Here is a 13464-nt window from a genome sequence, read left to right as displayed (position 1 = left end):
TAAAATGACACCTAATACCCACACCTGACCAATGATTAAAACAAGCTGCCCTGACCCATCAGACAAGGCAGCTTTGTTTCAAAACCTAACCGTGCCAATTTTTCTTTTAACATCACGATATTATAAAAAGAATGGGCGTTGGTCGTATTTTGAAAATAAATGAACAATTCATCAAAGTATTGCCTATTGGCAAAAATCTTATCAGCGATTTTACTAAGTTCATCATCGCTATAACGATGATCGTGTCGCTCTTTGGCACTCTCTTTTTCCCACCAATCGCTACGCCGTCCGTGCAACCGATAATAGGCGGTGCGAGCATTCGCCCAAAAAGGCGTGTCTGGCAGTCCGATATTTTTTGGATAATCAGCATTGACCCAAATCAAATTGGGCGATTTGGCAAAATGGGCAAATACAGGGTCAACATGCCAACTGGGGTGGCGAAACTCTATGGCAAGCAGATGTCCATCAAACCATGTTACCATCTCGCCCAAATACTGGCGATTGGTGATGGTTCGTTCAAAGCTGTGGGGGAATTGCAATAACAGCGGAGCCAACTGCTTGCTAAAAGGCGTTAAAATGTGTAAAAAATTTTTGGCGGATTGGGCGGTAGCAGTACGAGCATGGCTAAAATCTTGGTGCAGTTTGAACGAAAATTTTAGCCGTTTATCAGCTTTGGCAAACATACCTTGCACAGTCTTTTGACCAATAGGTGCGTGAAAACTGCTGTTTATCTCCACACAGTCGTAGTGATTGGCATAATAGTGCAAAAATTGACTGGGTCGTGTGCCGTGTGGATACAGCGTTCCAATCAAATCATTGTCGCCATATCCGCCTGTGCCAATATGAATACGCTTCACCAACTTAATCAATCGGTGGCGTGTAAGTGCCGTTTTTGATGTCGTCTTTGATGCGTTCTGCTTCTTGTAAGACTTGTGATAGCAAGGCTTTGACATTGTCAAGCGTGGCAATTGGGCTAAGCGTGGTCATTTTTAAAGATTGTACATCACGGTTTTTGTCAATCACACGAGTTACCCCAATATTTGCCTCACCACGAGCAAACAGTTCATCTGCGACATTTTGATTAAGACTATCAATCAAATGCGTTGGATACTCTTTTGGCACAACACGAAACAGCACGCTGGCAAATTGTGGTTCAATAAGCAACTCCAAACCGTCCGTTGCTTTAATATAATCCGCCACTTGACGAGTTAATTTCACGCCATGGTCAATCATTGAGCCATACAACTCTTCACCCAGAGCTTCAATGGTCATCCACAGCTTTAACGCATCAAATCGGCGAGTGGTTTGCAAAGACTTGGACACCAAGTTTGGCACGCCGTGTTCTTCATCATAAGCTGAGTTTAGATATTCTGCCTCATAATGCATAAAGCGGTAATTTTGTTCGTCTTTTAATAAAAACGCGCCGCACGAAATGCTTTGGAAAAAATGCTTATGAAAATCAAGCGTGATCGAGTCGGATAACTCAATGCCGTCAAGCATATCACGGTATTCATTGGACAAAATCAATGCCCCGCCCCATGCCGCATCAATATGCAGCCACGCCCCAAAGTCATCACACAGCTTGCGAATGGCCTTGATGTCATCAATCGCCCCTGCGTCCGTTGTCCCTGCTGTTGCCACCACGCACGCCACGATTTTGCCATCTGCTTTTAAATCCGCCATGGTTTTGGCAAGGGCATCTGTATCCATCTTGGCATTATCGTCCACAGGCACGGTAACGACAGATTGAAAACCCATGCCCATCATTGCCATGTTTTTTTGCACGCTAAAATGAGCATTCTCTGAGCAAATCACTTTGACTGCTTGCATGGCGTCTGCTGGAATGCCGTCTTTTTGTACCAACCATTCTTTGCCGTCTGCATTTTTCCAGTGCTTCGCAATTGCCCAGTCTCTTGCTAATAGCACGCCCATCAAATTGGACTGCGTACCGCCTGATGTGAACACGCCTGCCTGCCCTGCCCCATAGCCGACCTTTTGGCGTAGCCAGTCAATGAGCTGTACTTCCATCAGCGAGCCTGCTGGCGACTGGTCCCACGAGTCCATGGATTGGTTGGTGGCATTGATCAGTACTTCGGCGATTTGTGAAGTTACCATGGTTGGGCAATGCAAATGAGCGAGCGAATGTGGGTGATGAACTTTCAAACTTTTGTTTAAAAACAGCTCCACCAGCCGCTCCAATGCCTTATCCACACCCAAACCATGTTTTTGTGGATTAAAACTGATTTGAGAGCGTAACTCTTTAATGCTGCCGCCTGTGTACATTTTGTCGTTTTGTAGCCAGTCGGATACGGCTTTGACAGCGGTATTCATCGCTTGTTCATAGTCTGCTATGGACTGGCTATCATTACAAAGTAAGGCTTGGCGGTGTTGTGCAATATCTACCATAATGCTTTCCCAAATAGAAAAAATAAACTTGATCTCATTATAGCATAATTATGGTTAATACTGATGTCTTTCATCTGTATCAGCCGATCAAGCTTTTATTTCAGCTGGAAAATCAAGTAATTGCTCACGGTAATATTCATACTGCTTTTGTCTGAGCTCAATTTCTTTGGGCAATCCCTCACTAATTGAATTGGTGAGTGTGTCAAACTTATCCAAAACATCCACAATCTTTTGCTGAACCGATAGAGGAGGAATGGGGATTTTGATTTTTTCCATTTGATTACTCATCAACTTTGGGTTTCCCATTCCTGAATACACATATTTTTTAGCTTCAATACAAAGCCAATAATAAATAAATTTGTAATTCAACTGGTTTAAATCATTTAAAATAACCAAACCACAGACATTGGTAATAGAAAATTTTCCATTACGGTAAAATACCGTGCCTGCATTTGCTCCGTCGGTTGTCCAAGTTACAAACTCACCATCAAAATCAAAGGTGTTAATACTGCCTATTTTGCCGTCATCAACTGTTTGAGAGCTATAAACAGGATAAATCCCTTTGTTATTAGTTAAATATTCTTTTGAAATTACTCTTCCACGCTTTAAATTAGCAATCTCCCCCAGAGTTTTCCAAACCACTGTCTGCAGAGAGAGAGAGAGAGAGAGAGAGACGGATTTAATTGAGAGAAGTTATCAAATGATAATAACTTATTCCGATAGTATTGATATTGCTTTTGCCTTAAATTAAGCTCGGCGGTTAGCTCGGCGGTTAAAGCGGTAAATGCGTCCAAAATCCGCACGATTTCGGTTTGGACGGATAAGGGTGGGATCGGAAAGGGAATTTTTTTAAAACCAACCATATCAACAGATGCAAAACTTGACATTGTGGTGTTATTTTTGCACCACTCACAAAGTTTAAAGCAGTAATAATAAACGAATTTCATATCCAATTTATCTTTAAAGCTGGATTTGAGTGCTAAGTTTGTAAATCTCTGGTTTGCTAAAAAAGGTGTGGTTATTAAAGCGTGTTCGCCTATCGTAGCCGATGTAGCTATAATAATTGAATTGGCAGGAAATAATTTTCCGCCCTTAACTGCATTAAGTGAAACTTTTTGGAATGCTGAATTCAATATACGACCATTTTCTCTAATATCCTCCATTCTAAACCAATCCACAACACCATTTTCCCAGTATTCAGGATTTGATTTTGATGGTGTATAGCCGTTTTTTAAATCAAATACCTGCTCAACTATTTTCCACTCCACTTCACAGCTTTCAATCAATTTTAAAATACTCATTGCCTATCTCCCAAATCATCTGCCAAAACCTTGTCTAAAATCATTCCACCAATACCTTTAAAAGTTTCTACAAAAGCACTCACTTTTTGAAAAATGCTTTGTTTGGCAGTTAGGTATTTTGGGTTAAGCGGACTCATTTTGGGCAAAATGGCGTTTAATTCTGTGCCATGATCGGTGGCGTATTCTCGTCTTAAAGAAGCATTGAGATAGCGAATGGCAGCATCTGTATTTAGCTTTTCACTTTCAATTAACTCAATCGCTTGTTTTTGTTGTTCCTCACGGGCAAAGCGAATAAACATTTCCATGATGTGCGACTTATCCGCAACCGCACTAAGGTCAGTTTGATTGATAAAATCGACCATCAAGCTTTCTTTGGCACGGTGGTCAATACTACCCCTAATAATATGGCGAATTTCGTCCACCAAAGCGACTTTATCGCCATTTCTTTTGTTTTTTTCAAAAATCAGCTCAAGGATATAATCCAAATTTATCTCTTGCGATTTTAGGAGTTCCACTTCAAACACCACATCAGACCAATCAATTTTGGATTGTTCTTTTTGTTCGTTGGTTTTTTCTTGACGCAACCATTCTCTGATGTCGTTATAAGTAGAGCGATAATCTTGCAAAAGTCTTTCGCTTGGCGGTGTGATGGCTTGCAGTTTTTCTATGTCGTCATCGCTTAGGTCGTATTTTTGCTTGATGTTGTCAATCGCTTCTTGATCGTTTTTATCAATGCTTTTTAGGGCGTATAAGGCCGTAAATTCATCATAGTTTCGTAAAATGTTTTCAGCTTTTAAGTAGTCGCCAAACAGTTTGACAAAATCTTTTTTATCTTTTTCTGTAACAATCTCATCAGGGTTGGCAAAGCGTTGCTGTAATTCAGTAACAACCTGCAAATAGCCACGCTGTGCTTCGCCATCGCTACTGGTATAACCGCCCATATATTCATCAAAGCTTTTTTCAATAATGATGTTTTTGGTGTTTTTATCACCAAATAACTCAATTGCTTCTATGGTGTCATTTTCTAAATTGCGAAAAGAAACGATATTACCAAAAACTTTAGTCGCATCATAAATGCGGTTAGTGCGTGAATAGGATTGAATTAAACCGTGATAACGTAAGTTTTTATCGACAAACAGCGTATTTAATTGCGGTGCATCAAAACCGGTTAAAAACATTCCCACTACAATTAATAAATCTATTTCTTGATTTTTAACACGCCTTGCTAAGTCACGATAATAATTTTGAAATGATTGACTGTCCATTCCATAATTAGTAGCGAAGAGTTGATTATAATCATTCATCGCCATTTGCAAAAATTCTTTTGCTGTGCTGTTCATAGCGGTTGGTTCAAAAGTTTCATCAGGGATATCGCCCGCTCCGTCTTGCTCTTCATTGGCAGAAAATGAAAAAATAGTGACGATCTTTAATGGTTTGGCGTGATTTTTTTGCAAGTTTTTCAAACTTTCATAATACAGTTTGGCACACTCTACCGAACTGACCGCAAACATTGCATTAAACCCTTTACCTTGTGCATTTAAGCGGTGTGTTTTATGGCGAAAATTAGTTAAAATATATTCACTAACTTCACGAATGCGTTCTGGGTGCAATAATGCTTGTTTATTTTCAAAAGCAGATAGTTTATTTAAGTCGGTTTCGTTTTCTTGTTCTTTAAATTTTGGGGAAACATTATGATAATCTACTTTGAATTTTAATACTTTTTCATCACGAATGGCATCAGTAATCACATAAGAATGTAATTCTCGACCAAAGACGCTGGCGGTGGTTTCTGCTCCTAAGGCGTTTGTAGGAAAAATCGGCGTCCCTGTAAAGCCAAACTGGTAGTATTTTTTGAATTTTTTTTGTAAGTTTTTTTGGGCTTCGCCAAACTGCGAGCGATGACATTCATCAAAAATAAATACCACTTGCTTGTTATATATCGGCAAATCATTTTCTGATTTCATTAAATTATTGAGTTTTTGAATGGTAGTAACAATAATTTTATTATCATTTTTTTCAATATTTTGCTTTAAACCCTTTGTACTGCTTGAACCATTAACGCTATCAGGACTAAATCGCTGATATTCTTTCATTGTCTGATAATCTAAATCTTTTCTATCCACGACAAAAAAGACTTTATCAATAAAAGGTAATTGGGTAGCAAGGCGAGCAGATTTAAAGCTGGTTAATGTTTTTCCAGAACCTGTGGTATGCCAAATATAGCCCCCGCTTTCGGTAGTAGACCAATTTTTAGCGTTATAAGAGCTTTGGATTTTCCATAAAACTCTCTCTGTTGCAGCAATTTGATATGGACGCATAATCAATAAGGTATCTGATACATCAAAAACCGAATAATTAAGCAAAACATTTAACAAAGTATTCTTTTGCAAAAAGGTGGCAGTAAAATCTTTAAGGTCTTTAATAATGGTATTATCCGACCTTGCCCAATTCATCGTAAAATCAAAGCTGTTTTTGTTTCGCTTAGTGGTATTGGCAAAGTAGCGGGTATCAGTACCGTTACTAATTACAAAAATTTGCAAATATTTAAATAAAGAATGTTCGCTATTAAAACTTTCTTTACTATAACGATGAATTTGATTAAAGGCTTCACGAATAGCAACACCTCGTTTTTTAAGCTCTATTTGCACCATTGGCAAGCCATTGACCAAAATGGTTACATCATAGCGATTGGCTTGCGTACCCGTTTGTTCAAATTGGCTAATAATTTGCAATTTATTTCTTGACACATTGGTTTTATCAATTAAATAAATGTTTTGAATACGCCCATTATCAAAGACAAAGTCATAGATGTGATTGTCGTGTAATTTACGCGTTTTATCAATCACGCTTTCGCTGGGTTTGTCTAAATAATCATTGATAAAGCGTTGCCATTCATTATCATTAAAAACCGTATTATTCAGCGTTTGTAGTTGCTGTCTTATGTTATCAAGTAAATTTTTTTGATTTTTTAAATCGGTACGGTGTTCGTAGCCTTGTGCTTTTAAATCGGCAATCAGCTCTTTTTCTAAGTCGCTTTCGGTCTGATAACCGCCTGTTTGGGGCAGTTTTTCATATTTATCTAAAACAATAAATTGATTGGTTTGGGCGATGGGGGTGGTTTGGGTGGCCATTGTTTATTGCTCCAATTGATAAAAACTGTATCTGGTTGTTAAATCATTTAGCAAATAACTAACAATATTTTTTTCAGCATCAGTTAAATAAATTGATGTTTCATTTGCCAATGAGGAATGGCTAGAAAAATTAATGATACGGCTATAATACGCATCTTTACCATCGGCAGGAAGTAAAACCGACCATTCTTTATAGCCCAAAAAACCAGCTGTTTTTTCATACAGATTTCTCAATAACATAAAATGATATTTTTCAATAGCGTTATCATTAATTGCTTTTTTTAAAATAGACCTTAAATGAAGATGGTATGAAAAAGATGTGTTTGAATCGCCTTTTTTTTCGCTCAATAAAAACAATCCATTTGAATTTTTTTCTAACAAAAATCCTTGATTTACACCCAATTCTCTATATAAAATATTGTAAAATATAGAATTGTGTGTGGTAATAATGAATTTAATACTATTCATATCAAAATTACTGTTTTTAATTAACCTTGCCAAATTCACTGCCATTTCAATTAAATGATTTTCATCCAATGAACTGACAGGGTCATCAATAAAAACATACTTAATATTATTAAATTTATCGGTAGAGCGATCTGACTCTTCAATATTCAATTCTTCAACAACTTGTTCTATTAATGTATAAAAAATGCTCCAAATAAAATTACTTTCTTCACCTTTTGATATTTTAATATTATCATCAATGGTGTCGCTTGTTGTATAAGAGAAAGTTACTTCTGAAAAATCTGAGCTAAATCTTGGTGTTAATTTCTCATTAGTATAATGCTGAAAATTTTTACTAACTGTTTCTTCCAACCCCTGCTCTTCAAAAACCCACTTTGTAAAAGTATTGGGGTGAATTTTCAATTTGACATCTTTATCATTATCCAAATCATTATGCCAATAAAACAAATCTTCCGTAAAAGAAGAATAATATAAAATTTTCTTATCTTTTAAATCACTACCGCTACTATCAACCTTTGGTTGCACAAGCTCTTTCAATTCACGAGATAGACGAGTTTTTCCTGTGCCATTAAAAGCATAGATTAATTGAGCTTTTTTATTCAAATCAATCAACTGTTGTGCAATTTCTATTAAGTTTTTACCCATAACAACTTCTCTACATTTTTGGTTGATATATAAATTTAAATTTACCTTTAAAAAAATTAATCAAACCCCAACAAAACCTGCCGATAATATTCATACTGCTTTTGTCTGAGCTCAATTTCTTTGGGTAATCCCTCACTAATTGAATTGGTGAGTGTGTCAAACTTATCCAAAACATCCACAATCTTTTGCTGAACCGATAGGGGTGGAATGGGGATTTTATATTTCAAGATACTTTCTTTGTCGCCTCGTGGCATTTTTGCACCTTTGGCGTATTTCATATTATATTCAAAAAACTTATCATCAGATAAGACTTGATATAAATATCTTGGATTAACAGAATTATCCGTTAAGTGAATAACTAAAACATCTCCACTAGCACCACCATTATTATTGGCTTGCCAAATCTTTTTTAGATAAGGGCGAATATTACCAATTAGAATATCGTTTTTTTGATAAGTGGCTACTCTGCCATCGGTTGGCACATGATTTGATGGTATTTTACCTGCACGGTTCTGTAGCAAGTTATCAACGCCAATGTAGCTATCTTTATCAAGTTCATTGGCATTGATACGACTTTTCGAATATTGAGCAACCTCCCCCAATGTTCTCCACTCTACTTTTTCACCATTCATTATCGGATTATTAGGGTTATCTACATCTAATAAATAATCCCGATAATATTGATATTGCTTTTTTCTTAAATTAAGCTCGGCGGTCAGCTCGGCGGTCAGCTCGGCGGTCATGGCGGTAAATGCGTCCAAAATCCGTACGATTTCGGTTTGGACGGATAAGGGTGGGATTGGGATTTTGATTTTTTCCATTTGATTACTCATCAACTTTGGGTTTCCCATTCCTGAATACACATATTTTTTAGCTTCAATACAAAGCCAATAATAAATAAATTTGTAATTCAACTGGTTTAAATCATTTAAAATAACCAAACCACAGACATTGGTAATAGAAAATTTTCCATTACGGTAAAATACCGTGCCTGCATTTGCTCCGTCGGTTGTCCAAGTTACAAACTCACCATCAAAATCAAAGGTGTTAATACTGCCTATTTTGCCGTCATCAACTGTTTGAGAGCTATAAACAGGATAAATCCCTTTGTTATTAGTTAAATATTCTTTTGAAATTACTCTTCCACGCTTTAAATTAGCAATCTCCCCCAGAGTTTTCCACTCTACTTTTTGCCCATCTAGCAATTTTTTAATAAAAGCGTGCATTATTTTTTACTCACTTTTTTGGCCATTTTGTTTAAATCCTTAATCACTTCAAGGTAGGATTTTTCTACATCGGACAGTGTTTTTGCCTTGTATTTTTTGTATTCGCCTTTGGCTTTTTTCTCTGCTTGTGCGTGCGATATATTGCCAGCTCCTTGCAAGACTTCTCGTCCTGTGGCATTCAATAATCTATCTAGCCCATCTATATAATCTTGCATCGTCATCGGTTTTTCTTCTATGGCGTTTAGTTCAGCAAAATCAAAATAAGCCGATACCAAATTATTTAAAACCTTTAATTCTTGTTCGGTTAGATAATTTTTGGCTATCATTGATTCAGCCTGCGTAGGTTGAGTACCCTTAAAATTTTGTAATCCAGCAAAAGGCTTATCACTATCTACACGCAAATAAATAACTTCACTGGCTGTATGACCGTGAGCGGCGTAATGCAATTTATTTTGTACAGTCTTGAAAAACAAAATACTTTCATCACTATTTGCTGTATAGTCTATTGCTGTGGCATATAGGTCCAATACCTGCCGATACATCACTTTTTCACTAGAGCGAATATCTCTAATGCGGTCTAGCAACTCTTTAAAATATGAACCGCCCCCTACATTTTTTAGGCGCTCATCGTCCATCGCAAAGCCTTTGATGAGATATTCTTTTATGATTTGGGTCGCCCAAATACGAAACTGGGTTGCCTTAGCGGAGTTGATACGATAACCGACCGAAATAATCGCATCAAGATTGTAAAGATCCACCAATCTTGTAACTTGCCTTACACCCTCCGTCTGAACTATTTCCATTTTGGAAACAGTTGCCTCTCGTTGCAATTCCCCCTCATCAAAAATATTGTTCAAGTGCTTACTGATGGCTGGCGTATTAACATCAAATAGTTCTGCCATTGCTTTTTGCGTTAGCCATACGGTATCGCCCTCAATCTTAACATTGATGCCAATACAACCATCATCACGATTAAAAATGACAATTTGATTATTGCTCATCTTACACCTCAATTTGTGCTACAATACTGTCAATTTTATCTCTTAACTGGCTGATTTTACTAACTGTTTGGTTAATTTCATCATTTAAAAGCACAATATCAATCACTTCTTTATCATCTTTCGCTTCTACATAACTGGACACCGCCAAATTATAATCATTCGCCTCAATATCGCTGTTTTCCACCATTTTACAAATATGAGCGACATCTTGTTTATCCGCAAAGAGTTTGACAATTTCCGCAATACGCGCATCAGTCAGCACATTATTATTCGTTTCTTTTTTATAAAACTCACTTGCATCTATAAATTGGGTTTTATTATCACTTTTATTTTTAGCCAATACCAAAATACAAGTGGCAATACTTGTCCCAAAAAATAAATTATTAGGCAATTGAATAACGGTTTCTACATAGTTATTATCAATCAGATATTTACGGATTTTACCTTCTGCCCCACCGCGATAAAAAATACCAGGAAATGACACAATTGCCGCACGACCTTTAGCGGATAAATAGCTCAATGCGTGCAAAATAAACGCAAAATCGGCTTTTGATTTGGGGGCAAGGACACCCGCAGGGGCAAAACGGTCGTCATTGATTAAGGTGGGGTCATCATCGCCAATCCATTTGACCGAATACGGTGGATTAGACACAATCGCATCAAAAGGCTTTTCATCGCCCAACTTAGGGGCGGTCAGCGTATCGCCAAGAGCAATGTCAAATTTGTCGTAATTAATGTTGTGCAAAAACATATTCATACGAGCAAGGTTGTAAGTGGTATGGTTAATCTCCTGCCCAAAAAAACCATCCTCAACAAACCCCTCATCAAATTGCTTTTTGGCCTGCAATAACAGCGAGCCAGAGCCACACGCTGGATCATAGACTTTATTGATCGAAGTTTTTCCATGCATAGCAAGCTGAGCAATAAGCTTGGAAACGGTTTGCGGCGTGAAAAATTCACCGCCTGATTTACCCGCATTGGCGGCATAGTTAGAAATCAAAAACTCATACGCATCGCCAAACAAATCAATTTGACTGTCGTGAAAATTGCCAAGCTCAAGCTGTGCCACACCCTTTAATACTTTGGCAAGGCGGTCATTTTTATCCTTGACGGTGCTGCCTAAACGGCTAGAAGTCGTATCAAAATCAGCAAACAAGCCTTTGATGTCGTCTTCTGAACCATAGCCCATTGCCGATGATTCAATGGCATCAAAAATGGCTTTTAAATCGGCGTTGAGGTTTTCATTGGTGTGGGCATTTTTGGCAACATTGACAAAAAGCTGGCTTGGATAGATAAAATAGCCTTTGGTTTTGATGGTATCGTCTTTGATTTGCTCCAAACTTGGGTCATTGTCATCAAAATCGGCATAGCTGACGCTGTCATCGCCCCCTTCAATATAATCGCTAAAATGCTCGCTGATAAAGCGGTAAAACAACGCCCCTAAAACATATTGCTTAAAATCCCAACCATCTACCGCCCCTCGAACTTCGTTAGCAATCTGCCAGATACGGCGGTGGAGTTCATCTCGTTGTTGTGCATAAGTCATCGGACTATCCTAATAAAAAACTTATTAAATTATAGCATATCTCAGTTTTATCTAAAAAATAAAAAACGGCAAAGCAGTCGCCTTACCGTTTTTTTGAGGTAGTTTGGTTAACTGCGCACCACCTTTAACGCTTCACACACCGCCTTTTTAAAGCGATCAATGACCATCTGACATTCTTCGCGAGTGATGGTGATTGGACACAGCAAACGCACCACCGTACCGCCACGACCACCACGCTCTAGCAGTAGTTTATTATCAAAGCACGCTTTTTGGATGGCAGCAGCAAGCTCGCTATCGGCAGGATAAGACCCCATATGATCGGCAGGCTTACGCTCATCGACGATCTCAATACCCGTCATTAAGCCACGACCACGCACATTACCAATGCAAGGGTAATCTTGGGTAAGTTTATCAAGCTCTTCACGCAAAAATTCACCTTGGATGCGTGAATTTTCAGCCAGATTATTGTTGATAATTTCTTCTAGGACATTAAACCCTGCCGCCATTGCCAGCTGATTACCACGGAAAGTACCTGTATGACCTGCTGGCGACCACGCATCAAATTTCTTATTGATGGCAAGCACGCACAAAGGCAAACCACCACCCACCGCTTTACTCATCACCACCACATCAGGGATAATCTCTGCGTGTTCAAAGGCGAACATCTTGCCAGAGCGAGCAAAGCCTGCTTGCACCTCATCTAGGATAAGCACGATGTCGTGTTTGGCAGTAACCTCACGAATTTTTTGTAGCCATTTTTTGGGTGCAGGGACAACGCCTCCCTCGCCTTGAATGGCTTCCAAGATGACAGCAGCAGGCTTAACCACGCCACTTTCCACATCTTCAATGAAATTCTCAAAATAGTAAGTCAAGGCATCTACACCTGCCTCACCGCCAAGCCCAAGCGGGCAACGGTATTCGTGCGGATATGGCATAAACTGCACGCCTGCCATTAAGTTACCAACCTTTTCTTTGGCGGAAAGATTGCCTGTCATGGCAAGAGAACCATGCGTCATGCCATGATAACCACCACTAAAGGCAATGACATTATCACGCCCTGTATGGGTTTTAGCAAGCTTGATGGCAGCTTCTGTGCCATCTGCACCCGTTGGACCACAAAACTGCAAAATAAAATCTTTTGGGAAAAAAGACAGCAGTTTTTCAGTAAAGGCATCTTTAATCGGCGTGGTGATGTCTAGCGTGTGTAAAGGCAAGCCACTCTCAAGCACATCTTTGATGGCTTTGATGGTTGCGGGGTGGTTATGACCTAACGCCAAAGTACCAGCTCCTGCCAGACAGTCGAGGTATTCATTACCTTCCACATCAGTTACCCAGCACCCTTGTGCTTTGGCGATTGCTAATGGAAGTTTACGAGGATAGCTACGAACATTAGACTCCATTTGGTTTTGACGAGTTAAATAATATTCGTTGGTAGCACCGTCTTTGGCGGTAACAGGGGCTTGATTGACAGAATGAACGCTCATATCGGATTACCATCTCAGATAAGGGTTGAAAGAAAAACCTATGAACAGACACCATAACAAAGCAATTTGACAGTTTTATGAATATCCATTCTTAAACCCAAACCCAATTTGATTTGGGTTTAATCAGGTTCGCGACATTCGGCGTGTGGTTCAACTGGCGATTATATCAAATAGCCACATTGCACACCTAAATTTAACAAGAGTAGATGGCAAAAACACATGCCATCCCACCGCTTGTACGGCAATAAATACTTTT

General features: G+C 38.6%; 10 protein-coding genes. All 10 read right to left on the bottom strand.

The features are described 5' to 3' along the window. Positions 1-35: 35 nt before the first annotated feature. The 10 genes from M2R47_RS02505 to M2R47_RS02460 all read right to left on the bottom strand — a co-directional run bounded on the left by M2R47_RS02505 (position 36) and on the right by M2R47_RS02460 (position 13208). Positions 36-857 (bottom strand): DUF72 domain-containing protein, encoded by an 822-nt coding sequence (locus M2R47_RS02505; RefSeq protein ID WP_249098446.1) that lies wholly within the window; start codon positions 855-857, stop codon positions 36-38. A 4-nt stretch (positions 858-861) separates the two neighbouring features. Beyond that, positions 862-2406, bottom strand: coding sequence for a pyridoxal phosphate-dependent decarboxylase family protein (locus M2R47_RS02500; protein ID WP_249098443.1), 1545 nt, complete (start codon positions 2404-2406; stop codon positions 862-864). A gap of 87 nt (positions 2407-2493) precedes the next feature. Beyond that, a complete protein-coding gene (locus M2R47_RS02495) occupies positions 2494-3048 on the bottom strand; it encodes a restriction endonuclease subunit S (protein ID WP_249098440.1) in 555 nt (184 codons plus the stop codon). Then, the gene (locus M2R47_RS02490; protein WP_249098438.1) at positions 3012-3707 is read right to left on the bottom strand and encodes a restriction endonuclease subunit S; all 696 of its coding nucleotides are present in this window, start codon (positions 3705-3707) and stop codon (positions 3012-3014) included. The genes M2R47_RS02495 and M2R47_RS02490 overlap by 37 nt, the downstream gene beginning before the upstream one ends. Next, positions 3704-6838 (bottom strand): type I restriction endonuclease subunit R, encoded by a 3135-nt coding sequence (locus M2R47_RS02485; protein ID WP_249098435.1) that lies wholly within the window; start codon positions 6836-6838, stop codon positions 3704-3706. The genes M2R47_RS02490 and M2R47_RS02485 overlap by 4 nt, the downstream gene beginning before the upstream one ends. A 3-nt stretch (positions 6839-6841) precedes the next feature. Beyond that, the gene (locus M2R47_RS02480; RefSeq protein WP_249098432.1) at positions 6842-7951 is read right to left on the bottom strand and encodes an anticodon nuclease; all 1110 of its coding nucleotides are present in this window, start codon (positions 7949-7951) and stop codon (positions 6842-6844) included. A 56-nt stretch (positions 7952-8007) separates the two neighbouring features. Beyond that, positions 8008-9177 carry a restriction endonuclease subunit S gene (locus tag M2R47_RS02475; protein ID WP_249098430.1) on the bottom strand — a complete coding sequence of 390 codons (1170 nt, stop codon included), beginning with the start codon at positions 9175-9177 and terminating at the stop codon, positions 8008-8010. After that, complete coding sequence (locus M2R47_RS02470) at positions 9177-10178, bottom strand: virulence RhuM family protein (RefSeq protein WP_249098427.1); 1002 nt, start codon at positions 10176-10178, stop codon at positions 9177-9179. Before M2R47_RS02470 ends, M2R47_RS02475 begins: the two co-directional genes overlap by 1 nt. Before the next feature lies 1 nt (position 10179). Further along, positions 10180-11724 carry a type I restriction-modification system subunit M gene (locus tag M2R47_RS02465; RefSeq protein ID WP_249098424.1) on the bottom strand — a complete coding sequence of 515 codons (1545 nt, stop codon included), beginning with the start codon at positions 11722-11724 and terminating at the stop codon, positions 10180-10182. 107 nt (positions 11725-11831) lie between these two features. Further along, positions 11832-13208, bottom strand: coding sequence for a diaminobutyrate--2-oxoglutarate transaminase (locus M2R47_RS02460; protein WP_249098422.1), 1377 nt, complete (start codon positions 13206-13208; stop codon positions 11832-11834). Between the last annotated feature and the right edge of the window lie 256 nt (positions 13209-13464).

It is taken from the genome of Moraxella oculi (assembly GCF_023336735.1).
GTDB lineage: Bacteria > Pseudomonadota > Gammaproteobacteria > Pseudomonadales > Moraxellaceae > Moraxella > Moraxella oculi.
Note: the sequence above shows the minus strand (reverse complement) of the source record. Positions and strands in the feature narration are given on the sequence as shown.